This is a genomic window from Paenibacillus sp. UASWS1643 (assembly GCF_008693195.1).
In the GTDB taxonomy this organism is placed as follows: domain Bacteria; phylum Bacillota; class Bacilli; order Paenibacillales; family Paenibacillaceae; genus Paenibacillus; species Paenibacillus amylolyticus_B.
The window spans coordinates 428,043-452,864 of the sequence record NZ_VXKZ01000114.1; the positions used below are offsets into that span (position 1 = coordinate 428,043).

19 protein-coding genes are annotated in these 24,822 nt (G+C 46.0%); 4 read left to right on the forward strand and 15 right to left on the reverse strand.

Annotation, left to right across the window (positions count from 1 at the left end; translation table 11 throughout):
* Nucleotides 1-53 precede the first annotated feature (53 nt).
* Together FE296_RS24260 and FE296_RS24265 are read right to left on the reverse strand one after the other, a co-directional pair.
* Nucleotides 54-2,336 carry a YhgE/Pip domain-containing protein gene (locus tag FE296_RS24260; protein ID WP_150366614.1) on the reverse strand — a complete coding sequence of 761 codons (2,283 nt, stop codon included), beginning with the start codon at nt 2,334-2,336 and terminating at the stop codon, nt 54-56.
* Between the two features lie 206 nt (nt 2,337-2,542).
* On the reverse strand, nt 2,543-3,124 hold the full coding sequence (locus tag FE296_RS24265) for a TetR/AcrR family transcriptional regulator (protein ID WP_076209603.1): 582 nt from the start codon (nt 3,122-3,124) through the stop codon (nt 2,543-2,545).
* A gap of 382 nt (nt 3,125-3,506) precedes the next feature.
* On the opposite strand from FE296_RS24265, the gene FE296_RS24270 reads away from it, so the two are divergent.
* The gene (locus tag FE296_RS24270) at nt 3,507-4,721 is read left to right on the forward strand and encodes an MGDG synthase family glycosyltransferase (protein ID WP_124117376.1); all 1,215 of its coding nucleotides are present in this window, start codon (nt 3,507-3,509) and stop codon (nt 4,719-4,721) included.
* Nucleotides 4,722-4,995: 274 nt separating this feature from the next.
* Here FE296_RS24270 and FE296_RS24275 read toward each other — a convergent pair whose 3' ends face one another.
* Both FE296_RS24275 and thpR read right to left on the reverse strand, forming a co-directional pair.
* Nucleotides 4,996-5,853 (reverse strand): cell wall hydrolase, encoded by an 858-nt coding sequence (locus tag FE296_RS24275; protein WP_124117047.1) that lies wholly within the window; start codon nt 5,851-5,853, stop codon nt 4,996-4,998.
* Nucleotides 5,854-5,983: 130 nt separating this feature from the next.
* Entirely contained in the window at nt 5,984-6,586 is a 603-nt protein-coding gene (thpR, locus tag FE296_RS24280) for an RNA 2',3'-cyclic phosphodiesterase (protein ID WP_150366615.1), read from the reverse strand.
* A gap of 207 nt (nt 6,587-6,793) precedes the next feature.
* Between thpR and FE296_RS24285 the strand changes: the two genes are divergently transcribed.
* A complete protein-coding gene (locus FE296_RS24285) occupies nt 6,794-7,750 on the forward strand; it encodes a D-2-hydroxyacid dehydrogenase (protein WP_124117049.1) in 957 nt (318 codons plus the stop codon).
* A 177-nt stretch (nt 7,751-7,927) separates the two neighbouring features.
* On the opposite strand, the gene FE296_RS24290 is transcribed toward FE296_RS24285, so the two are convergent.
* The 11 genes from FE296_RS24290 to FE296_RS24340 all read right to left on the reverse strand — a co-directional run bounded on the left by FE296_RS24290 (nt 7,928) and on the right by FE296_RS24340 (nt 23,818).
* Nucleotides 7,928-8,905, reverse strand: a complete 978-nt coding sequence (locus FE296_RS24290; RefSeq protein WP_150366616.1) for a TRM11 family SAM-dependent methyltransferase — start codon at nt 8,903-8,905, stop codon at nt 7,928-7,930.
* A 341-nt stretch (nt 8,906-9,246) separates the two neighbouring features.
* A complete protein-coding gene (locus FE296_RS24295; RefSeq protein ID WP_150366617.1) occupies nt 9,247-10,959 on the reverse strand; it encodes a methyl-accepting chemotaxis protein in 1,713 nt (570 codons plus the stop codon).
* A 285-nt stretch (nt 10,960-11,244) separates the two neighbouring features.
* The gene (locus FE296_RS24300; protein ID WP_190945517.1) at nt 11,245-12,270 is read right to left on the reverse strand and encodes an MsnO8 family LLM class oxidoreductase; all 1,026 of its coding nucleotides are present in this window, start codon (nt 12,268-12,270) and stop codon (nt 11,245-11,247) included.
* A 21-nt stretch (nt 12,271-12,291) separates the two neighbouring features.
* Nucleotides 12,292-13,707, reverse strand: a complete 1,416-nt coding sequence (locus FE296_RS24305; RefSeq protein WP_150366618.1) for a deoxyguanosinetriphosphate triphosphohydrolase family protein — start codon at nt 13,705-13,707, stop codon at nt 12,292-12,294.
* A 538-nt stretch (nt 13,708-14,245) separates the two neighbouring features.
* Entirely contained in the window at nt 14,246-16,126 is a 1,881-nt protein-coding gene (gene htpG / locus FE296_RS24310) for a molecular chaperone HtpG (protein WP_124117052.1), read from the reverse strand.
* A gap of 727 nt (nt 16,127-16,853) precedes the next feature.
* The gene (nikC, locus tag FE296_RS24315) at nt 16,854-17,753 is read right to left on the reverse strand and encodes a nickel transporter permease (RefSeq protein WP_124117053.1); all 900 of its coding nucleotides are present in this window, start codon (nt 17,751-17,753) and stop codon (nt 16,854-16,856) included.
* A gap of 36 nt (nt 17,754-17,789) precedes the next feature.
* Nucleotides 17,790-18,794 (reverse strand): ABC transporter permease, encoded by a 1,005-nt coding sequence (locus tag FE296_RS24320; protein ID WP_150366619.1) that lies wholly within the window; start codon nt 18,792-18,794, stop codon nt 17,790-17,792.
* A 221-nt stretch (nt 18,795-19,015) separates the two neighbouring features.
* A complete protein-coding gene (locus FE296_RS24325) occupies nt 19,016-20,662 on the reverse strand; it encodes an ABC transporter substrate-binding protein (RefSeq protein ID WP_150366671.1) in 1,647 nt (548 codons plus the stop codon).
* A gap of 935 nt (nt 20,663-21,597) precedes the next feature.
* On the reverse strand, nt 21,598-22,545 hold the full coding sequence (locus FE296_RS24330) for a glycoside hydrolase family 25 protein (protein WP_150366620.1): 948 nt from the start codon (nt 22,543-22,545) through the stop codon (nt 21,598-21,600).
* A 250-nt stretch (nt 22,546-22,795) separates the two neighbouring features.
* Nucleotides 22,796-23,293 (reverse strand): phage holin family protein, encoded by a 498-nt coding sequence (locus tag FE296_RS24335; RefSeq protein ID WP_150366621.1) that lies wholly within the window; start codon nt 23,291-23,293, stop codon nt 22,796-22,798.
* 318 nt (nt 23,294-23,611) lie between these two features.
* Nucleotides 23,612-23,818 carry a hypothetical protein gene (locus FE296_RS24340; protein ID WP_150366622.1) on the reverse strand — a complete coding sequence of 69 codons (207 nt, stop codon included), beginning with the start codon at nt 23,816-23,818 and terminating at the stop codon, nt 23,612-23,614.
* A 269-nt stretch (nt 23,819-24,087) separates the two neighbouring features.
* On the opposite strand from FE296_RS24340, the gene FE296_RS24345 reads away from it, so the two are divergent.
* Together FE296_RS24345 and FE296_RS32995 are read left to right on the forward strand one after the other, a co-directional pair.
* Nucleotides 24,088-24,330 (forward strand): stalk domain-containing protein, encoded by a 243-nt coding sequence (locus FE296_RS24345; protein ID WP_181155313.1) that lies wholly within the window; start codon nt 24,088-24,090, stop codon nt 24,328-24,330.
* 116 nt (nt 24,331-24,446) lie between these two features.
* Complete coding sequence (locus FE296_RS32995; protein WP_105597642.1) at nt 24,447-24,689, forward strand: hypothetical protein; 243 nt, start codon at nt 24,447-24,449, stop codon at nt 24,687-24,689.
* The last annotated feature ends 133 nt before the right edge of the window (nt 24,690-24,822 follow it).

A 24,822-nucleotide genomic window follows, 5' to 3' on the forward strand; every position in this document is an offset into this window, starting at 1 on the left:
AGAAAATAAAGTTTTTTTTCAAAAATATGACCCTGCTGAAGATCAGGTTCGACTTATGCCGTCACAACTTGACCAGAATCAGCCTGTTCGACTTCTTTTTTCGGACGTCTGCCATTCCAAAGGAAGTAAGCAAGCGTCAGCAGGATGGATACACCTGCATAGATACTAAGAATTCCTGCCTGATGCCACATCACATCCAGATTACCACTCGATACCACGGCTTTGAAGCCCATAATGCTGTGTGTCATTGGCAACCAAGGACTAAATGCTTGAAGCCATGATGGAATCAGTTCTACAGGGAAGGTCCCTGCACTAGCCGCAAGCTGGAAGACCAGAAGCAGAATGACAACATAACGTCCAGGCAGATCCAGCCAGGTTACAAGTGCCTGAACGATCAACATGAAGGTCAGCCCCGTAATAATGGTAAACAGGTAGAACAGCCCTACGCTGTGCGTCTCCAGTCCAAGACCATATAACATGAAACTTGCCACAATAACCGATTGGAAAATACTCACGGAGCCAAATACCAGTGTCCGGCTGACAAAACGATTCCAGCCTGTTACACCAGGTACGGACGTTTCCCGCATTTTCAATACAATCGTGGAAATCAACGATCCCACAAACAGACCAATCGACAGGAAGAACGGTGTCAATCCTGTACCATAATTGCTCACGTTCTCTGCTGTGTTCTCCGAGGAGTTTACAGGTTCAGCGAACATGTTCACCACATCATCCGTTTTCTTAACTTCGGATGTTTTCCGAGCGGCATCATTCAGCTTGGTTGCCAGTTCACTTGAGCCATCTTTTAGCTCGGTAAGACCGTCAGCCAGTTTGCCCGCGCCATCACCCAGTTGCTTGGAACCATCAGTTAGTGAATTAACGCCACCACTGAGTTTACCTACACCCGTTTGCAAAGCTGTTGTCCCTGAGCCCAGCTGCTTGGCACCATCTGCAAGCAATGTACCGCCACTTGCAGCATCACCCAACTTGCCGCTGAACTGCTTCAGACCATCGGAGAGTTTCGCTCCTCCTTGACTAAGCTGTCCGGCACCAGCCAGTAATTGCTGCTGACCATCCACCAGTTGGTTCGCACCAGCAAGGAGTTGTTCCTGACCTCCATGAAGCTCGGCTGCCCCCGCAGCCAGCTGCTGGTTGCCCTGATGCAGTTGATCTGCACCCTGCGCAAGTTTCTGCTCGCTCTCATGCAGTTGTGCACTGCCGTCAGCGACAGCCTCACTTGCTGCAAGCAGCTTCTGTACATCCGCATTTTCGGCCAGTTCGGGGTTCGATGCAGCAAGCTGTTTCAATCCGGCCGCTACGCCCTGTGCACCATCAGCAACCTTACCACTGCCATCTACAGCCGATTGCAGGCCTGTTGCCAGTGTGCCGCTGCCCTGAACGGCACTTTGCAGACCATCCGACAGCTTCGCACTGCCCTGTTCTGACGATTTCAGGCCAGCCTGTAACTTACTTGTGCCATCCAGTGAAGACTGGAGTCCGGTTTCCAACTTGGCGCTGCCATCCTTCAACTGATCTGCTCCGCTTTGAAGCTGGCTCGAAGCAGCTGCCTGAAGCTGTTGCAGACCGGATACAAGATTCGATGTTCCACTTTCAAGCTTGGTTGCCCCTGTATGCAGCGCGTTAACACCATCACTTAATGGAGAAAGTCCTTCCTGAAGTTCAAGCGTTCCTGATGCAAGCTTCGCCAGGTTATCCTTGAGCTTAACAGCACCATCATCCAGTTTGCCTGCGCCGGTATTCAGTTCACCTGCCCCATCGCCTGCCTCAGCCAAGCCATCTGATACTTCAGAGAACTTGTCGAGTAATGTCTCTGCATAGGATTCCGTTACTTTGGCTGAGACTTTTGCTTTCAGGTCCTTAATAGCGGTCTTACCGATCTGTGCACCGACAAAGCTGTAATTGCCATTCGGTTCATAGATCAGATCAGCTGGCTCCGGCTTGTCATCGAGCAATGTTGTTGCTTGGGATGAGAAGTTCTCCGGTATCGTAATTTGCATATAATATTTGTCATTACTCATGCCTTCTTTGGCTTGACTCGCACTGACAAAATCCCATTTGAAATCGGCATTTTTCTTCAGCTCATCCACCAGATCACTACCCACATGGAGGGATTTGCCCTCCAGCTCAGCGCCTTTATCCAGATTGACAACGGCAACCGGCATCTCGTCCACATGACCATACGGGTCCCAATAGGCCGCCAGATAGATGCCACTATACAGGATCGGTATAAACATAATTGCAATAACAGGGATCAACACCTTCGGGTTTCTCACGGCCGATCCCACATCCTTGAAAAACACGGATAAAGATTTCATGTCATTTTCTCCCCTTAATCTCTCTGCTCCATGAGCAGGAATAACCATAATGAAATACAATGTCGCATTCCAGAAAACATACTGAAACACGAACTGACCACTTTCCCCAAATGGTCACTTTAGGACAAAAAAACAACCTGTCTTCTGACAAGCCTCACTGCTTGATACGCGTAAAAATCCTTATATTATAGTAGATTAAATTCGGATTACGTTATAGCAGCAATTCCTTCCATTAAGAAAAGGCGAAAGTAAGTCTTAATTTCCTCTTTGCTCAGCGGTTGATGTTGTTTGCTCCAGTCTGAAGTGAGTGCAATGTACAGGCGAATCATCATAAATGCGACGACTTGCGGATCACAATCTCGGATCTCTCCATTGTCTTTTGCTTTCTCAAGCTCCTTAGCCAGAAAGTCGGAGATTACTTTCTCCACCTTGTCCAATCCTTCCTTGGCCTGCAGCGTTCCAAAGTCCTTCAGCTCCTGAGATAACTTAACAAGCAGATCGTGATCACGACGAAACTCTAACAATGCATCCAGTACCCGAAACAGATTATCGAAAAATGCACTTTCCTGATGTACTTCACGATGCGCGATGTTTTTCATTTCCTGAATCACTTCTACCAGGATCTGATCAAACAATTGTTCCTTATTGGTGAAAAACGTATAGATCGTTCCTTTGCCAACGTTCGCAATCTTGGCGACCTGATCCATCGTCGTTGCTTTGTATCCAAACATGGCAAACGACTGGGCTGCTGCATGAATAACCTGCTGTCTCCTGTCAATCGGAGCCATCGTATCCCTCCTTTATGCTGATTTATTGTTTAAACGTTCTATATAAATGACCAAAAATACAATTCAGTCATCCGGTCAAAAACTACAATACCACCTTCGAAATAAGATTGCAACCCTAACATTTTAAAAATTGTGTTAATATTTTTTAACCGAAATGCAGTGGAAACTCCTTCTGTCGTCGTCTATAGTGTAAGATGACTCAGATAATACGTGTATATAATGAAGTTTAAGTTGTCTCATTGTAAGATATATGGTGTAAATATTCATAGAAGAAACATGATTTTGTGCTCCAATGTATATTCATGTAGTAACGCATTCCATAGCTAGAATAAACGATGAATATTTTCTTTTTGAATTAAAACTTATGAATAAAGGTGAACTCATGCGAAAACCAAGAGTGCTCTTATTATCGGAAGGTTTCGGTACCGGTCACACTCAGGCCGCTCATGCGCTGGCACATGGCATCAAAAAAGTCAGTCCACATGTTCACAGTCGTGTCATTGAACTAGGCAAATTTTTGAACCCAACGGTAGCTCCACTAATTTTCTCTGCATATCGAAAGACACTATCGGTTCAACCCAAACTGGTCAGCCTGTTGTACCGCACACAGTACAATAAATCATTAAATGGTTTTACCAAGCTGGCGTTGCACCGAATTTTCTATACACAGACGGCACAGGTCGTATCCCAACTGAAACCCGATGCGGTGATCTGTACCCATCCTTTTCCGAATGCTGTCATCTCCCGGCTCAAACGCCAGGGTCTGAATATCCCGCTCTATACGGTTGTGACGGATTATGACGTGCACGGAACATGGATTAATCCGGAAGTGAACAAATATCTGGTCTCTACCCCTCAGGTCAAAGCATTGCTTGAGATCCGAGGTGTCGATCCCTCCCATATTCAGATCACGGGAATCCCTGTGCATCCAGACTTCTGGGAAGCTGGAGATAAGGTGAAGCTACGGGAAGAGATGGGGCTTCAGAACATGCCTACAGCGCTACTTATGGGTGGCGGATGGGGACTTTCGTTTGATGAGGATCATATGAAAGCTCTCACGTCTTGGGCAGATCGTGTTCAATTGGTCTTCTGTCTGGGAAGCAATGAAAAAATGATTGCAAAAATGAAGGAAATGCCTTGCTTCCAGCATCCGAATATTCGTATTCTGGGATATACACGAGAAGTAAGCAAACTGATGGATGTATCCGATGTGCTCATTACGAAGCCAGGTGGCATGACATGCACTGAAGCGCTGGCCAAGGGTCTACCGATGTTATTTATTCCTCCGATTGCAGGTCAAGAGGAAGAGAACTGTGAATACTTTGTACAAGCCGGATACGGCCAGGTCATTCACTCTGCCGACGTGATTACCAATCGTTTCAGACAACTAGTTGAGCAGGCACCTGCTCAAACTGAAAGCCCGCTGAACGTAGCGCATATTTCAGGTAACCAGTCGGCCTATGATCCGAAGTGCTGTGCTCAAGCTGTTCATAACTTATTGTTCCCAACTACACCCGAGGTCACAACAACCTCCTTGGAACGCTTCTCAGCCGGAATCGCTGCCACGTCCTTGTCAGGTACCAGAATACCATTCTGACGTCTCTATGGGCCTATAGAATAGCTCTCATGAGGTGTTATAGAGGACGAGACAATTGCTCACAATATACAAAGAAGGTTCCCTTCCGAATTTTTGGAAGGGAACCTTCTTTTATTTTCACGAATTCCACCGTATGATTTGGCAGAAAAAAGGGTAATTTAGAGTATAACCATATTTTAAATAACGAAATAAAACTACGATTCAGGCTTTTTCAAGGGCCGTGTGATGTACACACAGTTAACTACCCTGCCTGTTTGCAGAATTTACGGGTCGATTACTTGTAAAAAGTATGATGACCGATCGTTTTTACTTTTTTCTGCGAGCGAGCAACTGTCAGATCGTCGGCAAGCGTCAATGATAAGAAATAATACGTATCATCGGCAACTTCCTTCTTCCCGTTCAACGCAGCATTCACTGCTTTGATGCTGTCCTCGTTGGGAACCACACGTTTCATACGTCCGTTCGCTACAGGACTAAACTGGGATTTTTGATAGATGACCTTGTAAATGGTATCGGGAAAATTGGCTGACCGCAGCCGGTTTAAGACAACATTGGCAACTGCCACTTTGCCTTCGTACGGTTCACCTTCCGCTTCTGCCATAACGATTTTTTGCAGCAGATGCAGTTCTTTATCGGACACACTGTATGACCAGGTTGCAAGTTTCGAGTCTTCCTGGTTCAGAAGTTTGGTCCGTGTAAAGTATAGTTTTTGGGGGGGAGTTGTTGCAGCAGCGACTTCTTTGGCACGTTTCACTTTGGCCAATTTCAGTGCAGCTTCTTTTTTGGCTTTGGCCGCAGCTACCGCTCTAGCTTTGTTCTTGGCCTTGGCTTCTTGCATTTCCTGCTCTTCTTGAGCAGTCGTAAGCCAGTTCTTCGCTGGCAGAGATTCAGTCCACGCTACGGTTTGGGCAGACAGATTAGAGGACAGACTTGTCCCATCTTCCATCATGCGCCTCTCTTCCTGCGTAGATGTTTGGTTATTTTGCCCAGAAGCCGCAAGTTCGGTCATCTGTTTACTATCACTAGCTTCATTCCACTTCCCCGTCGCCTGAACGACATTTACCCCCACTATACATACAAGCAGCACTGATAACATCGGTGCTACCCAACGATTTTTGCTTATAATGTTCATTCGAAGATTCCTCCTGTCGAAACAATTCCCTTAACTAAGTAACCCAAAAAAAAGAATTTGAATAACGATGGCTAATATTACATAGGGATAAACGTTATGTCAATGTGATTTTATGGCATAAAAATGATTATCAGGAAAAAGAGTACGTATCCACGACCTCATACATTGGCGATTGCCCCAGCCTTGTCACATAAAGTACAATGTCCTCCACCATCCATGAATTAGCACCTGTGGAATGTTCCGGAAGCACTCCAGATACCCCTTTGTTCTCATTACCTGGAACCTGTCCCAGATATTTTCTGGCAATGGTAATGTGGGGAGCATAAGGTCTTAATTCAGCTTCATACCCAAGGGGCGAAGTCGCCTGCACGATTTGTTTTTGCAATGAAAACAAGCGCTCTATCTCTCCGCTAACACCTTTCCATAGCACCTTAGGTGCTTCTTCAAGCCCAAATGTGCCCCAGTCGGAAAGCTGAAGTTCAAACGGCTGGAATCCGCTTGTTGCTGAGCGCAATGCTTTTCGCAGGTGTCCGATGTCACTAACTAACGTATCCCCCAGAAATTGCAAGGTTATATGATAATCTCTATGATCTGTCCATTTACGAAAATCCAGCTTGTTCTGTACAAGCCTCGCATCCATCTGAAGAGACTGCTGAACAGCAACAGGAAGACGAATGGCTACAAACAATCTTTCCCGTCGGGAGGAATGATCCTGATGTGATTGGTTATTCATTGCATACACCTCTCTAAAGTTCGCTCTATTATTTCATAACTATACATATCGTTTCAAGTTGGGTAAGTATAGAGTGACACAAATATAACCATTTGCAAATAAGGCTAGATTCCTGCATTTCCCACCTTAATGCACATCCAACACCAAATCTGATACACTTTAATTATCAAACTCATCAAACTATTTATCTCAGGAGGACCACACATTATGGGTAAAATTGTATGTTTTCCATCTCTATCCGAAGAACAGCAACAACGCATTCAGAATGCTGCACCGGGATACACCCTGAAATTCGGAAAAGCCAAGGAATTGGACCCCGCTGAGTTGAAAGAAGCTGAGATTATTCTCGGCTGGTCCCCACTCGTCACAGAACATGCATTGAAACAGGACAGCCTGTTGAAATGGGTTCAGGTCTGGTCTGCTGGTGTGGACAATCTCCCCTTCGCAGATCTGCAACAAAAGAACGTTCAGGTCACTAGTGCAAATGGAGTTCACGCGATTCCAATCACCGAAATTATTCTGGGCATGATGTTATCCCACAGTCGCTGGCTGAGACAAGCTATGCTGCATCAACAGCAGGCCGAATGGAAAGCTCCTGCCAAACCACTGCCGGAACTGCATGGCAAAACAGCAGTCATCGTGGGTGTAGGTGAGATTGGTACGGAAACAGCCCGTATTCTCAAAGCACTCGGCATGCGCACGATCGGAGTTCGCCGCTCAGGTAAGGATGTCCCCAATGTGGACCAGATGTACGATATGACTGGTTTACATGAAGCCTTGAGCCAGGGCGATTATGTAATTAACATTTTACCGCTAACCGATGAAACCAAACATATATATGATCAAACTGCATTTGAGCAGTTCCGATCCGGTGCCTGCTTCGTCAATGTGGGCCGTGGCCCCAGTGTGAAAACGGAAGCGTTGTTGAATGCACTCCAAAACGGCCAAGTTGCTTTCGCCGCACTGGACGTGTTCGAAGAAGAACCACTTCCAGCAGACCACCCGCTATGGGGCATGGATAACGTGTTAATTACGCCTCATATCGCAGGAAGTACAGAGCAATACGCGGATCGAGCAGTCGATATTTTCGTCAAAAATCTGGAAGCTTACGTCGCTGGCGATACCCTGCCGTTGAACCTTGTGGATTATAGTCATAAATATTAACACAAACACCCGTTCCCATGCAATATTGTGCAAATCAGATCAACGATCTACATTGAACTAAAGAAATATTTCTGTCCTCTACGTTCTAGTGTAAACGGTTAGTTCAATGGATATGTAAGCAATAAAAAAATCTACCTCTGGAAATTTCCCTAAGGTAGATTTTTTTGTTTTTTACGCTTACATACAAAGCCAAATATGACGCATAAACGTGCCTTTGTGTACTGTTCGGTACTCTTTTACAGCCCATCCCGCTTCCAACAAGTGCTCTTCTACCCACTCTGTGGAAACAATCACCGCCCGTTTTGCCAATCTGCGCAAACTCTCCAGCATGGCTCGTTGCTCAGCATCCGGAAGTACAGAGCAGAGGTTATAGGGCATGTCCAGAATTGCTGCATCATACAAATCTTGCAGTTCATTCATATCCCCCAGTGTGATTCGATCCGAATCATATCCATAATGCGGCAGATTGATACGTGCACCTCGGACAGCCAGCGGATTGAGATCGTTACCTTTTGCATCAATTCCCATGGATAAAGCCTCAATCACAACCGTTCCCATACCGCAGCATGGATCAAGCAAAAGATGGTTTTCTACTCTCGGAACAGCAATATTAACCAGCGCTCTGGCGAGCGTGATGCCAAATCCAGTTGAGTAATTTTGCGGCTTCTGCCGGTGAATCTGCCATGATCGATCTGCTTCTGTCCACTGGCCCAAGATCCATTTTTCTCCTGTTCGGATTAGGCCGAAAGTCACCTTAGGTTGTTTCATCTGTGCCTTGCCTTTAATACACATACCAACTTCTTTTTCCAGTTGACGAGACTGTGCATAATCAGGGGTATGGTCCCCTTCTTTCAGACAAACCACCTTAAATGTCTCTTCAGGCAACAGATGAATATCTCTGGCAAGAGGAAGCAAATCAGTCATGGCATCCCCTTCGCCGATCACGTCCAGTCTGCCATGGATAAAAGGACTGCGTCCAGGTGGAATACATCGTTCCGACCACACATACGACCCCATATCCATACAGATCTCCAAACTCGGTTCAAGCAGCGTATTCAGTTCCAGCATGCATAATTCTTGCTCGTTCTCGTGGCAAGCAAAGGTGTAGAGGTGTTTCCCAGAAGTAGCGTAAATACCAAGTGTTTCATCAGGCAAAATCCCCCTCTCCTTCCTTCATTAATCATGTTTCTTCTATATAAATAGTAAGCTCATTGAAGACATATCAAATACAACTCATACGTTTGCTTCAGGTAGTCATTGTATACAATGTTAGGCTCCTAGACAACTATCCATTTCCTTGCACGTATCTATTTGGAAAGAAAAAAAATAAGGCGTTCCCATTGTTGAGGAACGCCTTACTTTAATTTTGAGATTATAACATTGAATCCTAATCATTCTTGCTGGCAAACGTTATAGGCCAACAGCTCATATATCATACTGATTTCTCACCAATCGCCGCCTGCTTGATTCCAGCTTCTTCTATTATAAGAAGAAGGTTATATTTTTAATTTTTCAATGGATGTAAGCAAATCTTCCGATAATTCTTTCAGACTTTGAATGTTGCCGCTAATCGTTTCCATGGAACTTACTTGCTCTTCCGCCGATGCAGAAACTTCTTCCACACTCGCTGCCGATTGTTCCGAAACAGCGGAAATCTGCTGACTGAAATCATTCATTCGTCCGCTTGCTTCCTGCATGCCTGCCAGTCCATCTGTCATCGTGCTGATGACACCAACCATGCCTTCCACCGATTCGTTAATTGTACGGAAGAGTTGTCCTGAAGCAATCACATGTTCCTGACCCAGTTCGGTCTCCTGAACGCCCGTACGTAATTCCGCAACTACCCCTTGTGACTCCTGCTGAATATCCTCGGTAATCGCTGTGATCTCTTCAACCGAAGTCTGCACAGCCTCAGATAACTTCCGCACTTCTGATGCAACTACAGCGAATCCGCGTCCACTCTCTCCCGCACGTGCTGCTTCAATGGAGGCATTCAATGCCAGCAGATTGGTTTGACGTGCAATGTCATGAATGACCTGAACCAGCTTGGAAATATCTTCATTTTTACGATTCAACCGTTCCATCTTGTTCATGGAAGCCGAGACCGAACCGGAAATCTGTTGCATCTGCTGCACCGACTGTTCCATCGCCTTGCGGCCATTCAGCCCTTGCTCCAGTACAAGATCCGACATGACGCGTAGCTGACTGCCTTGTTCCGTATGATTCTGAATGTGATCATTCAACACTTCAACCGTACGGGCTGATTCCACGGCTGTCTCTGCCTGGCTCTCCGCGGCCTTGGCTGACTCTTCCATGGTCACAGCAATTTGGCGACTACCAATCTTAACCTCTTCTGAGGATATCGCCAGTTCCCCACTTTGCAGATTGACAGCTTGCGCAATTCTTCTGACGCTCAGAACCATGGAAGTCAGGTTACCTTTCATGTCATTCACCGCTTTGGCCAGAACACCGACCTCATCCTCATGTTTGGTATGTATGTCCTGAACATTCAGTTGGCCTTCTGCAATCAGTTTCACCGCACTAATGACACGTAGCAGTGGTTTCACGACCTGTGAACGAATAATCGGAATGCTGATCGCTGTAATGACAATCATGACAAGAACACCGATAATGATGATTAACCTACCATCCTGCACCGATCTGATCGTTTGGGTCGCCGCCAGATTGGACTGTTCCTGATTGTATTCCACGAGATAATCGAGATCGACTTGCATGGTGTCGAAGGAATCAGCACCTTTATCAGCTACTTCCTTCGCCAGCTGTGTCTGACCCTCATCACTCAGCTTAATAGATTGCGTATTAATCTTGAGATATGCTTCCCATTTGTTCTTGAACGCAGTCCAGTGTTCGAGCTCTTCCGCAGACTTCTCCTGCTGATCATAGATTTTAATCGCCTGCGTCGTTTCACGAATATACTTGGTACGCTCTTCTGACAAAAATGCCTTGTCTGTTTCTTCCGCGTCAAAGTGACGATAACTTAGTGACAGGACACGCTCTGTGGTATAATTTAACCGATTAATTTGCTGGATTGATGGCATCCAATTGTTCGTAATTTCATTGGTATTGGTTTCAATTGAATTCATCCGGGTGACAATCGTGACACTCAAAACAATTAAACAGAGGATTAACAAGTAGAACGCGATGCTGATACGCAGACCAATACTCTTGATCTTGAATCTGCTGAACATATGATTTCCCCCTTGACCTCTTCGGTCATCCCGAATGCAGGTGCGTTTGTCATTGTTTTCCCCTTCTTTTGACCTCTTGTCAAAAGAACTTATCTATATTATATCGATAGGAAAATAGACGTAAAGTATTATAACATTATTTTGTCATTAAGATGCTTGGTTTTGTAAAAGATTGTTGAATCTTGACAAAGTTCAAACCGAAGAGCTGCAGCATACGGTAAAGTCCCGATCTGCAGCTCTTCGGTTTGTTCGGATTTCAACGGCTAAAATCATAAAGCGATCAGCCTAGTTCAGTATTGCTGTCTTATGCTCAGCCAGCAATCGATATGAATCCAACCTGCGCTTATAATCTGGTCCTGCCGTAACCAGAAGCAACCTCTCCGTATCCAACCTGCTACTCACCTGTTGCAATCGCGCCCATACCTGCTCAGCTGTACCTGCATAGTGCCGCACCGATTCATTATGATCAATAACGGCTGCATCATTCGTGTTAGAGATCGTGATACCACTTGAATTCGGCTCAGTTGAACGTTCTTTCCCATTTGTCTCGCGTCTCTCCATCATGTCACGACTCCAGGCCATAGCATCCGTCTCCGACTCGGCACACAATACGCTGACTGCCACCATAACCTCAGGCTCCTTCATAGTTGCACTAGGAATAAATCCTTCCCGGTATCGCCTTACAGCCTCTGTACCATCGGCATCACTCATGAATTGACCAAATACATATCCCATGCCAAACCGTGCCGCAAATTCTGCACTCTTCACGTTAGTTCCCAACATCCAGAGTGATAACGGAAGCTTGGGAATCGGACGAGCTGTCACGGAATGATCCTCGTACATGTAGCGGTCTTCGAGCAATTCTGTGAGTGCTGCAAGTGATTCGGGCAGCTTGGACACATGCTGCAAGTAATTGCCACTGAGTGCCATCGTGGCATGAGGTCCACCGCCAGGAGCACGTCCGAGCCCAAGCTCAATGCGCCCCGGATAGAGCGCAGCCAGCAGGCGGAACGACTCCGCAACCTTGAGTGGGCTATAATGCGGCAACAAGACCGCACCAGAGCCAAGTTGGATCGTTGTTGTCCTTGCTCCGATGTGCGATAACAGTACTTCGGGAGAGGCCGATGCCAGTTCAGCCATATCATGATGCTCTGATGTCCAGTATCGGGCGTATCCCCAAGACTCGGCATGTTGCGCAAGTGTAACCGATTGTTGAAGTGCCTGTTCCGCTGTGGCATCGTTTAACCTTGGCACTAGGTCAAGTACGCCCAGACTGAACGTCTCACTCATTCGCTTAGCCACGCGTCTCATCTCCCTTTATATCGGTTAATTTTAATCCAGATCGTAGATCGAACCCACCTTCAGACCGTAGAGTTCATTATATATTTTCTCGGCAAATGCATCCGTCATTCCTGCGATATAATCGATCACCATGTGTTCCCAAGTCCAGATCGGCTGGGCTTTTGCCTGATCCTTCTCATAACGCTGCAGCCAGTCAGATGGAATAATGGATTTGGACGTTTCCGGATCAAGAAATGCATCCCATAATCGCTTAATCATCCATTCACTTCGCTTCTGTAGCCGTTGCACACGCAGGTCACGAATCATCGTCACCCAGGCAAAACTCTTGAGCACACTCACCGTACGCAACATATCAAGGTCTTCAGCCCCTTCACGGACAAAGGTGACCTTCTTCCAGTCGCCGTCGTCAATAACGCCCAGGCTGCCTACAAAAAAGCTCACCCAGTAGGCCTTCACCTCACGGCGGGTACGCGAGTAATCATGCTCACAGAACGGCATCTTCTCATTCCAGATGCGCAGGAACGAAGCGAGGACCTCTTCTACTTTTTTCCCAATCGCTTCTCGAGTCCATCCGTTCCAGAACAGATCCTCCAGCGTTGTAATCTTATCCACAATCAGTCGATTCACATGTGGATCTTGCAGGAAATGTTCATGTACTTCAATTTTGCCTGCTTTGATGCCATCCTCCAGGTCATGTGAGGAGTACGCAATATCGTCGCAGAGATCCATCAGCTGTGCTTCCAGCGTCTTCTTGCCTGCCGGCACGTTCCAACGATCACGGATCTCACGAATATATTGCCACTCATGATGATACATGCCTTTCTTGCTCTCTGTCCCGGGGTACGGATACTTGTTGATTCCTAGTAATACCGCATCGGACAGGTTCAGTCCGTCGATATCTTCACGTTTCTCCAAGTGCATTATGAGACGGAAGTTGTGCGCATTGCCTTCAAAATGCTCGTATTTCCGTTTTAACTCGGCACGGACTTCAGACTCGACCTTGGGAACTTTGGCGCTGCGGCTTTTTTTCATGATTTTCTTAGCTTCGGTGTTGATGAGGTCATCCAGAATACCATCCAATACTTCTTCACCTTTATGTCCAAACGGCGGGTGACCAAAATCATGTGCGATTGCAGCACACTCCACCACTTCTGAATCAATAATAAGGCCGGGGTTATCCGCACGGTCCCAGTCCACTTCGGGAAAACGACGAATCAGGCTGCGGGCAGCCTCTCGTGCAATCTGCGCCACCTCCAGGGAATGGGTCAAACGAGTACGATAATAATCACCCGTTCCTGCGCCAAACACCTGCGATTTGCCCTGTAACCGACGGAAGGTCGGTGAATGAATGAGTCTCGAATAGTCCCGTTCATATGCTGCACGAGATCCATCCAATTTGGTTAATTCAGGATATTGTCTATGTTCTCTCAGATCGTTCCATTGCATGGGGATCACTCCTAGCCGACTGTCTCTATTTTGAGTGATTATACACAACATCTGTGGTTTCGAAAAGTAAAACCTGTCTGCGATTGTCATCTCTTCTTACATCAACTTGTAATGAACAGTCATCTTCTCTTATTATACCCTGCCAGACTATCATCCGTGCATCTAAATGATAATGATTCACATGGAACTCATTATTCACATATGCTCGCTCCCATAGCTGAACAACCATAAGTACTCACTGTGCCACCAGGTAGCCGTTCCGGTTACGGATCGTTCTTCTGATCGCTGTTGTCTCCAGGTTTTCTGAATTCCCTTTACTAACGGAAAAACCATCACTACAATGATAGTCTGCCTCCCCCGCGCCCTCCCCGTTGTGGGTAAAAAAACAAAAACCGACAGGACGGAAATGTCCTGTCGGATGAATATGGTGAATGCAGCGTTGCGATTTAGCTACTAAACTTAATGTTCACGCAGTCTACTCTTGAAGCTACATGAATTTTTGAATCAAGGATATTATCGCACCCTTGTACGAAGGATTTTACACCATCACCTTACAGATATCGTTGGTGAATTCTACTGGATCTTGAATTGGCAATCCTTCGATTAACAATGCCTGATGGTACAACAAGCTTGTGTAGAGGTTCAGTTTTTCCTGATCCTGCGCGAAAGCGTCTTTCAACGATTTGAAAACATCGTGATTCACGTTGATTTCCAGCACTTTGTCGGCTTGTACGTTTTCACTGTTCGGCATAGCTTTCAGGATTTTCTCCATTTCAATCGTCAATTCACCTTCGGTGGACAAACATACCGGATGGCTTCTGAGACGTTTGGAAGCTTTAACCGCTTTGACTTTACCTGCCAATTGAGCTTGCATCGCTTCAAACAACTCTTTGTTGTCGTTGTCCTGAGCGTCCGTTTCTTCTTTGTCCGCGTTATCTTCGATACCCAGGTCACCACTGGAGATGGATTTGAATTCTTTCTCCTTGTAGTTCGTGATCATCTTGATTGCAAACTCGTCGATGTCATCGGTAAAGTACAATACTTCGTACCCTTTCTCAAGAACACCCTCGATCTGTGGCAGCTTCTCAATACGGCTAATGGACTCACCAGATGCATAGTAGATATACTTCTGATCTTCCGGCATTCTGGAGACGTATTCGTCCAGGCTCACGAGTTTGCTCTCTTTGGAAGACGTGAACAACAGTAGATCCTGCAATGTATCCTTATTCACACCGTAGTCGCTATATACACCATATTTCAATTGACGACCAAACGCTTGGTAGAACTTCTCGTAGTTCTCACGCTCGTCCTTCAACAGGCTTTGCAGTTGGCTCTTGATTTTGTTCTTAATGTTCTTCGCGATCAGGCTAAGCTGACGGTCATGTTGCAACATCTCACGGGAGATGTTCAGGGACAGGTCTTCGGAATCCACCATACCTTTGACAAATCCAAAGTAATCTGGCAACAAATCCCCGCATTTATCCATGATCAATACACCGTTGGAGTACAGCTCAAGGCCTTTTTCATACTCTTTCGTGTAGTAGTCAAACGGCGTGTTCTCCGGGATAAACAGGATTGCATTATATACCACAGCGCCATCTGCGCTGATGTGCAGGTGTTTGAGCGGTTTGTCAAAACCGTAGCGTTTTTCCATATAGAAGTTATTGTAATCTTCTTCGGTCAGTTCGCTTTTATTTTTACGCCAGATCGGCACCATGCTGTTTACGGTTTGTTCTTCTTGGTACTCTTCGAACTCGTTCTCTGTGCCCTCTTTCGGCCGTTGACCCGTTACATCCATCTTGATCGGGTAGCGAATGAAGTCGGAGTATTTCTTGATGATGGATCTCAGGCGGTACTCTTCCAAAAACTCGTCATACGAATCTTCTTCAGTATTCTCTTTAATCGTCAGCACGATCTCTGTACCTACGGAATCTTTCTCAGCTGGTGTGATCGTGTAACCATCCGCGCCTTCGGACTCCCATTTCCAAGCCTCGTCGCTGCCCAGCGTTTTACTCGTTACCGTTAGCTTGTCCGCCACCATGAATGCCGAGTAGAAACCAACCCCGAATTGTCCGATGATGTTATGGCCGTCTTTTGCTTCATTTTCCTTCTTGAACGCCAGGGAACCACTCTTCGCGATAACCCCCAGGTTGTTCTCCAGCTCTTCCTGCGTCATCCCGATACCGGTATCTGTCAGTGTGAGCGTGCGGTTTTCTTTGTCGATGGTGAGCTTGATGAAGTAGTCCTCTTTGTTGAAAACGAGTGAATCGTCCGTTAGGGCTCTGTAGTAAATTTTATCAATGGCGTCACTGGAGTTGGAGATCAATTCTCTCAAAAAGATTTCTCTTTGGGTGTAAATGGAGTTGATCATCATATCCAGCAAACGTTTGGATTCTGCCTGGAATTCTTTTTTAGCCATGAATGGTTGGACTCCTTTCAAATTGGATATCGAATGATTGGATTGAAAATAGAAAGTAAACCTTGAGTTTCTCATACAAAACTTGCGAGTGACAGAAAATCATTCGAAGCTCAACACTTGATCATCAGATCCACTAGAATAGCCAATCTTCAAAATGCATGACGTTCAGCAATGTAGCCGTTCCGGTTACGAATCGTTTTTCGGATCGCTGTTATCCCCGAATTTCTTTGATTCTCTTTTGAAAAGGGAGAAACTCGGTGATAAAGGCGAACGCTTCGCTTCCTCCAAATCGATTTCGTCCCCTGCACTACTTTCGCATTTAATCAGGAACTTGTATGAGGATTAGAGCCTTCTATTTAAATGAAGTCTGTTGATTAAGCAAACATTTCGCTTCTTCAGGTCTGTGCGCCCCTTGGCTTCACATGTCCTACTCAGGTTCAATCTCTATTTTCAAAAACAGAATCATTCCATATGTAGTCGTGTAGTAAAAACATCATTTGTTAGCACTCTAATGATCGGAGTGCTAAACCCTTCCTTTTATATAACATATGGGAAAAATGGGTGTCAATACGCAGGCGGTTATTTTAAACAAAAAGATCGAATAACCCTTCAACTTTTGCACATCATCAATCATTTTAACGTAAACCCGCAGGCAATACAAAAGCCGACTCGAACCAAAGTTCGAACCGGCATGGGGAGAAACAATTACGGTTAGAATTAGAAACTTCTACTTTTTCGCCATTTTCGGATCAAGGGTATCGCGCAGGCCGTCGCCCATTAGGTTGAAGCCGAGCACGGTCAACATGATGGAAACACCGGGGAAGATGAGAGTCCACGGTGCTTTTTGTATAAACTGACGGGAGTCCGACAGCATTTTACCCCATTCCGGGTCGGGTGGTTGCGCGCCCATGCCCAGAAATCCGAGTGCAGCAGCTTCGATAATCGCCGTTCCAATCCCGAGTGTACCCTGCACGATCAGTGGAGTAAGACTATTGGGCAAGATATGGCGAAACAAGATTCGCCCGTTGCCTGCTCCAAGTGTCCGCGCCGACGTAATGAATTCCTCCTGTCTCAAGCTGAGTACTCGTGAACGCACCAACCTTCCGTAGGTCGGGATGTTCACGATAGCGATGGCGAGCAGCGCATTTTGCAATGACGGGCCCAGTATCGCCACAATGGCGATGGCGAGCAATATCCCCGGAAAGGCAAGCAGGATATCAAATAGACGCGAAATGAGCATGTCCGCCCATTTTCCATAAAATCCGGCAATCAGGCCAAGCAGCGTGCCCGCAATAATGGAACCAATGACGGAGAAGAAGCCCACCCACAATGAAATACGAGCCCCATGCAGCACTCTGGAAAACACATCACGCCCCAGATCATCGGTACCAAACCAATGCTCTGCCGAAGGAGCCTGAAGCCGATCCACCAGCACCTGTTCCTTGTAATCGTAAGGTGCAATGTATGGCGCGAGGAAGGCCAACAGGATAAAAAATACGATAATAATCAGACCTGCAAGCGCAAGCCGATTTTTCCGAAACGTTCTCCACGCTTCCCGCCATGGACCGGATGTACTCGCCGACGCAGCGTCAATGGATGGTCCGGTATTGGTCGATAATTTGGCCATGCGGTGTCTCCTTTCCTGGATATGAATGATGGAATCCTATTTATAACTAATCCGAGGATCAAACACGGCGTAAAGTAAGTCCACAATCAAGTTGATCACCACGAAAAAGAAGGCCACGATCAGAATACCACTCTGGATCACTGGATAATCACGTGAACTAATCGCTTCATATATATAACGTCCCACGCCCGGCCAAGCAAAGATCGTTTCGGTCAACACCGCACCCCCGAGCAACGATCCGGTCTGGATGCCTATAACCGTGAGCACAGGGATAAACGCATTTTTGAGTGCATGTCCATATACGACAAAAAACGGACCCAGTCCCTTCGCCTTTGCTGTACGAATGTAATCGGAACTCATGACTTCCAGCATGCTGGAACGGGTCATCCTTGCAATAACGGCCATCGGGATCGTACCAAGCGCAATACTTGGGAGCAACAAATGTTTTGTAACAGTCCACAACTGATCCCAGCGTCCGGCAATCATCGTATCCAGCACATACAAGCCCGTAATGGCATCCACCGGATCACGTGCATTCATGCGTCCAATGGATGGCAGCCACTGCAACTTGTTCGCAAACAGCCATTGTTCCATCAGACCGAGCCAGAAGATTGGCATCGATACACCCACCAAAGCAATAACCATACAGCAATAATCAAACCAGGAGTTGTGCTTCCATGCACTGACAATCCCGGCATTCACCCCAATAATGACAGCAAACAACATACTTGCCATCGTTAATTCAAGGGTTGCTGTCAGATAAGGCACAATTTCCTGGGCAATAGGCACCTTGGTGCGGATGGACGTTCCCAGGTCTCCTTTGAGCAAATCGCCCAAGTAGGCGAAATATTGCTGGAACCAAGGTTTATCCAGACCGAGCTGGTCACGAAGGGCCTGCTTGGATTGTTCGGTTGCCTTTTGCCCAAGTATGGTCTCGGCCGGGTCACCCGGAATCGCGTGGATGATGGAAAAGACGATCAGGGTCATGCCCAGCAGTACGGGCAGCAACACAAGCACACGTTTGACAATATAGCTGTTCAATCCTGTTCACCTGCCTTCGACATATCGTGCAAAATAAAAAGCGCCGGCAGAAACGCATGCTTTGGATAGTTACGTCCGGATGTGGGTTCTGCCAAGCATTTCGTCTCACCAGCGCTTTAATAGAAAGAAATTACACTATTCACTCCGAGTGCAGTACCCTCTTCAGAGTGATTCTGCACACTCCGTTATCCTGAAATGGATAAGCTCAACTTACGTCTGTATTATTCGAAGTAGGCACCAGCATAGGATTCACTGCCCAGTGGCGATGGTACAAAACCTTTCAGGTTTGATTTACCCGCCAGAATTGGCGTGGTGTGCACGAGTGGAATCCACGGTGCGTCTTCCTTGATAATTGCCTGCGCTTGTTTGTACAGCTCGGCACGTTTCTCCTGATCTATTTCTTTCTGCGCATCGGTCAGCAACACATGCAACTCTTCGTTGACATAGAAGCTGCGGTTGTTGCCCGGAATGGCGTCTTTGTCGAGCAAAGTGTACAGGAAGTTATCCGGGTCCCCGTTGTCACCCGTCCAGCCGAGCATGTAGATATCATCTTTCTCCCCGGCTTTGGCATCATCCAGATACGTCGCCCATTCTGGGGATTCGATGTTTGTAGTCACGCCAATTTTCTCAAAATCAGCCTGGATTGCTTCTGCTACCTTCTTGCCATCAGGCATATACGGGCGGGATACCGGCATTGCATAGAAGGTTACCGGATCAGGCAAACCGTCAGGGAAGCCAGCTTCGGCCAGTAGAGCTTTTGCTTTTTCCAGATCATATGGGTAATCCTCAATGGTATCGTTATACCCCCACAGCGTTGGCGGCATCGGGTTGACAGCAGGCTCTGCTTGTCCAGCAAAGAACGCATCAATAATGGCCTGCTTGTTCACCGCATGGTTGAGGGCTTGTCTGACTTTGACATTATCAAATGGTTTCTTTTTGAAGTTAAAGCCGATATACGCCACATTGAACGGTGGACGCTCGATCTTCTGCAACTCGCTGTTGCCTTCAAGGATGGACAGATCGTCCGGGTTCAGGTCTTCCATGACATCAATCTCGCCGTTTTGCAGGGCATTGAAGCGAGCCGTGTTATCCGGAATCGAACGCACGATAACTTTGTTCAGCTTCGGTAGTCCTTCTTTCCAATAATCCGCGTTTTTCTCCAGGGTGATGGAGTCGTTACGCTTCCACTCTTTGAATACAAATGGGCCGGTGCCCACAGGCTCGCTCTTAAAGTTTTCTTTTTTCTCCTGAATTGCGGTTGGGCTGGCAATGCCAAATGGCGTCATCGCAATATTTTGCAGGAAAGGCGCTTGTGGCTGGTTCAATGTGAACTCCACCGTAGTCTCGTCCGTCGCCTTCACTTCCTTGATCACACGTCCATCCTCTGGACCAAACATGGAATCATAATAATCGAAGGAATCTCCTTCGAATTTATATTCACTCGCCGGATCACCCCAGCGGTTGAAGTTGAACACAACAGCCTCGGCGTTGAAGTCAGTTCCATCATGGAATTTCACACCGGACTTCAGCTTAAACACATACTTGAGCCCATCTGCCGAAATCTCCCAACTCTCTGCCAGTCCAGGAACGACCTCTGTTCCGCCTTCCTTGTAATCCAGCAATGAATCAAACACCTGATGTCCAATCTTCAGCGACTCCCCATCAGTTACAATTGCCGGGTCGAGTGCTACGGAATCCCCACCACGCCCCATAATCATCGTATCCTGCGCTACCGCTTCGGTTGGAGGGTCGTTTCCTTCTGCCGGAGCAGGCGTATTCTCTCCACTCTCGTTACTGGAGCAACCGGACAACACCAATACGGTACTTAAGGCCATCGTTAGAACACCGGACATCCATTTTTTTCTCATTCGCATACGTACAACACCCTTCCCTGTCTCATAATGTGTGTGATTCTGGCATGAAAGATCTCCAATGTTGGCAGTCGGTTTGGTGCTATGTATCATATAAAAGGCTTTAAATGCCTGCGATACCTGAATTAAAGTTCTGGGAAAAGTACGACATGGATGAAATGTAAAAGCAGCATGGGATACGTATGGGATACAGGTAAATATGAGATCATCGTGCACAGGATTGAGGACATGGATTGATTACTTTTATAGAAAAAGAAAAAGCTTCAACAACGTATCTTGTGAGATGAATCTATGAAATTGAATGAGATTGCTGCTTATGATTTTTGCGTTTTATTTGAACTTAGGTCAATAAGCAACAGCAAACGGTTACAGACCGGTAAGAGCATGTTCAAGTCAGTAGATTGAAAATACAGATGGGCATATGAATACTACGTTGCTGGCTACGCAATAAAGTCTGTTCCTTGAGCATGTCGTCTTGAGTATGCAGTGTGGGAGCTGGACTAGGTATCGTTTGCAATACGGACGAAAGAAACTCAACATAGGCTAGGTTGTTTAGATCGTGTAAGTTTTTTAAAACGGTGGTTTTCTCTTGCAGATTGGATGTGTATAACGTATGAACGAGTCATCTTGAGATGTTGGATTGTACAACAGGGAGACATTACAATAACTTCTTATGTTATGGTTTTGTCATGATGAGGAGGATTGTGTAAATAAACCGTAGTGAAAAACAATTTCGTGTAACTTACTTTACATCACATTAATCAATTAGACAAGAGATTTACAGACATATGTTTTCAACTTTATTATATGCGTCAATATTACTTACACAAAACACAAAAAAGGAACACAGTTCGACAAAAAACGTCTTGTGTCCCTTCTCCATTTCATCCCTATTCAGATAAGATCAACATTTTAATTTGCTAAGAATCAGCTCACTTTTTAAACAAACCTCTGCGATGCATCACGGTAATAAAACGGTAAAAATCATAACTCGCCCCATTATCGATGCTGAACAATGGATTTTTGGTGTCATATGCCAGCGCTGCATCCACAGCAGCTTTCGCCCATACTGGAACTTCCATTTGCTGACGTGCCTGCAGTTTATCCACTTGAGATTTGAGCGCGTCAAACGCTGCTTTCTCTTCGGCTGTCATCGGTTCGCCCCCTTTCGGTGGTTCGGTTGGTGGATTCGGATGACTTGGATTCGTCGGATTGGATGGCTCCGGGGGGTTCGGAGTGGCTGCTGCGTATCTTGCTCTGAGCTGTGCCGCTGTTCCCTCGAATTCATTCATATCCACGTTGCCACTAATGCCATTCACCTTGCCTGAATCCGTATACTGCCAGAACGTCCAACGCTTCCATGCCGGCTGGTCTTCCGGTACACGTGTGTTGCTGTAACGTGCGATCCACAGATCGTATGAGCTGAGTGATGTGTCAAAATTCCCGGCAAATGAATTGCCCGTGTATATGATCGGTTTTACACCTGTCAGACGTTGTAGTTCGGTTAAAAAAGCTTTGGCAACCGTATTCATCTGCGCTTTGCTCAGGTTGCCGGGGTTGTTCTCGTAGTCCATGACGGGTGGCAGTTGTAACGCTTTGGCGCCTCCAACTTTGTTAAGCGTATTGGCGTAATGTGCCGCTTCAGCTTTGGCACCATCGGTAGAGGTTGCGCGGAAGAAGTGATACGTTCCGACCAGCATGCCCGCCGCCAGTGCACCGGTTACATTTTTCTGGTAATTTGGATCGGTATATGTCTGTCCCTCGGTTGCCTTGATAAATACAAATGTCATGCCACTTGCCTTCACTTTCGCCCAGTCAATATTGCCCTGGTATCGGGAGACGTCAATGCCCTGTGTGTTGCCCGAACTTCTCGTTTGCATGTTTCTCACACCCTTTATGCGGCAAATTGCCGTTTGTTCAGCATTTTACATCATTCGATTCAAGCGTTCCCGGGTACAAGTATAGACAGATTAGAGCATTCTGATCTATACATTGCTGATTGGATGTCACTCTCTGGATTGATGCAAAATGCTCCTATAGTTAATGCGGTTGGATCAGGGGTTGCTTGTGTGCGTGTCCCTGATGTGTTGAGTTATGTTTAGTTTCACGTGCTAGCTTGCTATAGTCGCATTACTTCTTACTATCTCCAGCCTGTGAATCAACGTCATCCGGATCAGCCTGTGAAAAAGAGTCTTTGGCACTTGGGGAGAATTTACCGGGGAGTTCCCCGGTTCCCCCTTTGCCCTTGAGCACTTCAATAGCTTGCCGAATCACTGGCGGAATCGGAGCGCCCAACTTACCCCCGTTTTCGATAATGGACAACAACTCATTTGCGATATAAAAAAAGGCGACCGCATCCCTGAACAAATGTCCGTCTCCCAGAACACCGTCCACCAGATGAGCCACCGAAACCATTGCAAATATAAATACCTTTCGGGCGATGCCGAACATGCCAACATTACTCTCTAACTTGCCACTCATGCCCGCCGCCGCGATGCCCGTTAGGTAGTCGAGGATGACGAATACAAGCAATACACCGAGCACTCCTGACCAGCCTCCGAAGAAGTAGGTTGCCGAGCTGCTCATCAGCGCAATTCCCCATTTCCATAGGGTATCCCATCTTTCCATGGTTTCACCTCCTTTGTGATTCGTATAATCGTTTTAGAAACAAAAAAAAAATTAGTGGATTGCGTGTAGTCCTTAATACAAGTTCGTTTATTCCCTGAACAAGGGTCTGTCCATGTTAAATTGTTTTCACTAAGATTTAGATTTAAATTTCAATTAATAAAATCGCCTTCTAAAATAGTAAATGTGAAGCGGTCATGCCGTTTTGTGTGATTTTAAATGTGTTGGCATCTATGATAATTTGATCACCTGGTTTGAACTGACCTGTGAATTACAGAAATTTAAACATGGTATCGGCTATCTTTCGCGACCTTACCAAAACTAACATCCATGATAGCCCGTTTCGGAACCTCTCAAATGTAATCGCCTTAGCATTGGTTGCCACATCCATAACCGCGCCGAACCCGTCATTTCCATCGTGCCGACCGCCGCCGCAGATCCGGAAACGTCTGCGACAGCACGACCAAACACGAATACGGATATTTGGCGGTTAAAGGCCATGCGGTTAAATCCCCCTCGATTAAACATGGCCTTCCCTCCTTCATTTTTATGCCCTCGACCCATCCGGGAAAATCGATGTGATTTCATTTAGGCAAACATATTAAGTACCGTCTTTTTGGGAGAGGTGCTATAAACTATTTCCAGTGTTTACCGAAATAAAGTGTATACCCCATTTATAAAGGAGACTCACACTTTGAAAAAATCATTATTTAAAACAGTGGCCACTCTCGGTATTGGCATGATGATCGGATCAGCAACCCTTGCTGCAGCCGCCCCCCTCTACGGTTAATGCCATATTGACCAAATTTTCATTCGCTGTTGATGGCAAGGAACAAAATTTGCAATCTGACACGCTGGTTTATAACGGAAAAACATACTTGCCTATTCGTGAAGTTGCAGAAATGACTGGTTACAAATTAATTTATGACAAAGAGCAAAAGAAAATTGAGTTTGAAACTAAAGGAGAATCGTTTTTGAACAACAATTCCTCCACTCCCCTAGCACTACAAGCCAAACACAAAGCAAGATTTACAATGTAGGCGATGTTGTCAAAACACCTTATTTTGACATTAAAGTTACAGGTGTTAGATATGATAGTAGTTTCAATGACTCACCTGCAGGAGAAGGTGCTACATACGCGATTGTTGAATTCGATGTGTTAGTTAAAAAAGAACCAACAACATTTCCAAAATGGGCTTCCATCCATTTTATTGATATCTATACTTTAGATACTGGAGTCGAGTATATGGGTGGAACAACCGCTTCGGGAAATATTACTGTAAACGAGTGGTCAAGTGTATCTGTTGGTAAGTTAATTAAGCCAGGCGTAAAAGTTTCTGATGTTAAAATTTCTGATCCAATACTTCGCGACAGAAACTACTACACTGTGAAGTTCTAATAATCTCAGCGCCTTTTACTTAGCAAAAAAAGTCTGTTCACATAGAAGAACAACACCCCAGCTATAATTGTGGGGTGTTTGTAATTTTTGAGTACCCTTTCTGACCACTACAGAGGGCATAAAAATAGCGTAC

Bases quoted from the DNA above. Each gene is read 5' to 3' on its own strand.
- thpR (WP_150366615.1), bottom strand. From the start codon at position 6,586: ATGAATAACCAATCACATCAGGATCATTCCTCCCGACGGGAAAGATTG.
- FE296_RS24295 (WP_150366617.1), bottom strand. From the start codon at position 10,959: ATGTTCAGCAGATTCAAGATCAAGAGTATTGGTCTGCGTATCAGCATC.
- FE296_RS24340 (WP_150366622.1), bottom strand. From the start codon at position 23,818: ATGTTTAATCGAGGGGGATTTAACCGCATGGCCTTTAACCGCCAAATA.
- FE296_RS24275 (WP_124117047.1), bottom strand. From the start codon at position 5,853: ATGAACATTATAAGCAAAAATCGTTGGGTAGCACCGATGTTATCAGTG.
- nikC (WP_124117053.1), bottom strand. From the start codon at position 17,753: ATGGCCAAATTATCGACCAATACCGGACCATCCATTGACGCTGCGTCG.
- FE296_RS24285 (WP_124117049.1), top strand. From the start codon at position 6,794: ATGGGTAAAATTGTATGTTTTCCATCTCTATCCGAAGAACAGCAACAA.
- FE296_RS24260 (WP_150366614.1), bottom strand. From the start codon at position 2,336: ATGAAATCTTTATCCGTGTTTTTCAAGGATGTGGGATCGGCCGTGAGA.
- FE296_RS24305 (WP_150366618.1), bottom strand. From the start codon at position 13,707: ATGCAATGGAACGATCTGAGAGAACATAGACAATATCCTGAATTAACC.
- FE296_RS24265 (WP_076209603.1), bottom strand. From the start codon at position 3,124: ATGGCTCCGATTGACAGGAGACAGCAGGTTATTCATGCAGCAGCCCAG.
- FE296_RS24325 (WP_150366671.1), bottom strand. From the start codon at position 20,662: ATGAGAAAAAAATGGATGTCCGGTGTTCTAACGATGGCCTTAAGTACC.
- FE296_RS24270 (WP_124117376.1), top strand. From the start codon at position 3,507: ATGCGAAAACCAAGAGTGCTCTTATTATCGGAAGGTTTCGGTACCGGT.
- FE296_RS24335 (WP_150366621.1), bottom strand. From the start codon at position 23,293: ATGGAAAGATGGGATACCCTATGGAAATGGGGAATTGCGCTGATGAGC.
- FE296_RS24300 (WP_190945517.1), bottom strand. From the start codon at position 12,270: ATGAGACGCGTGGCTAAGCGAATGAGTGAGACGTTCAGTCTGGGCGTA.
- FE296_RS24330 (WP_150366620.1), bottom strand. From the start codon at position 22,545: ATGCAAACGAGAAGTTCGGGCAACACACAGGGCATTGACGTCTCCCGA.
- htpG (WP_124117052.1), bottom strand. From the start codon at position 16,126: ATGGCTAAAAAAGAATTCCAGGCAGAATCCAAACGTTTGCTGGATATG.